This is a genomic window from Anaerolinea thermolimosa (genome assembly GCF_001050195.2).
In the GTDB taxonomy this organism is placed as follows: Bacteria; Chloroflexota; Anaerolineae; order Anaerolineales; family Anaerolineaceae; genus Anaerolinea; species Anaerolinea thermolimosa.
The window spans coordinates 1,041,907-1,042,870 of record NZ_DF967965.1 but is presented as its reverse complement, the minus strand read 5'-3'; the positions used below and the strand labels follow the sequence as shown (position 1 = coordinate 1,042,870).

Below are 964 nucleotides of genomic sequence, written 5' to 3'. Positions count from 1 at the left end.
CTGACTACAATAAAACGTAGAGATGACCTACCCGGTCATCCACGATTGCGACAGGCAGGCTACCCGCCGGACTGGTAAATGTCCGTGCGGGTTTTTGTTTTACGGCTCATGGTCAAAGCCAGGTGCAGGGTGCAATCCCCCGCAAGCCAATTGATCTCAACAGGCTACCCGCCGATGAGAGAGGGACGTTAACAACCGGTCTGGCGCAGGTTCACCACCTGCCGCACGTGTCCACTGGGACACCAAAGGCAACCTTTCATGCTCCATCCCGGCGGAGGAAAAATTCCTCTTCCGAGGTGGGGTATGAAAGGAGGTGATGTCATGAACCTGACCGAACTGATACCCCTGCTGCTCGTCTTTGCTGTGCTGGTAATTGCTTACGACCTTTCCCACAAGTATCTGGTCTTTCGCCTGATACAGAAAGCTAAGGATGAGCAAGAACGGGAAGCGTTGCTGGCAATGTTGACGACCCGCAGGCGGTAAGTCCCCCCCTTCGGAGGTTAGCCACCCGGCTGATCTCCAAATTCCTCACTTCGCAGAGTGCAGATTGTGGGTGCAAGTCCCGCAGGAATGACCTGACCCGAAAGGGTGTTGTTCTTTCAAAACTCCATGCATTGTTCGTTTCCCGCCCGCACGGGGATAAACCCATGTCCCCGGCGCGGTGCGGGATGCGCCGGGGGAGGAGGTTACCTTGCTGCAAGTACCACAAGTCGGCGATGAAGCGACCTTTGGTCGCAAAAAGTATGTCGTCGTAAGCGTGTACCCAATCAAAATGTACACCTACGAGGTTGTCTTGCGGCGAAAGCGGCGCAAGCGCGGTATGCGGTACAGCATACTCTTCACCCGCCGCAACGGTCAGTGGTGCTGGGCTGAAGCCGAGCCTCAGCCCGTGCCGCTGCTTTTCGCCTAGTTCTCCACCCCCGCCGGGCAGGACACCCATCCTGCCCGCCATGCAAATTGCCCG

Annotated in this window: 2 protein-coding genes; both read left to right on the top strand. The window is 57.0% G+C overall.

Features of this window, described 5'->3' with window-relative positions:
• Window positions 1-321 precede the first annotated feature (321 nt).
• Window positions 322-483 carry a hypothetical protein gene (locus ATHL_RS18770; protein WP_162787579.1) on the top strand — a complete coding sequence of 54 codons (162 nt, stop codon included), beginning with the start codon at window positions 322-324 and terminating at the stop codon, window positions 481-483.
• Between the two features lie 289 nt (window positions 484-772).
• Window positions 773-910, top strand: coding sequence for a hypothetical protein (locus tag ATHL_RS18765; RefSeq protein ID WP_162787578.1), 138 nt, complete (start codon window positions 773-775; stop codon window positions 908-910).
• Window positions 911-964 lie beyond the last annotated feature (54 nt).

Coding starts and splice junctions, on each gene's coding strand:
- ATHL_RS18770 (WP_162787579.1), top strand. CDS start 322: ATGAACCTGACCGAACTGATACCCCTGCTGCTCGTCTTTGCTGTGCTG.
- ATHL_RS18765 (WP_162787578.1), top strand. CDS start 773: ATGTACACCTACGAGGTTGTCTTGCGGCGAAAGCGGCGCAAGCGCGGT.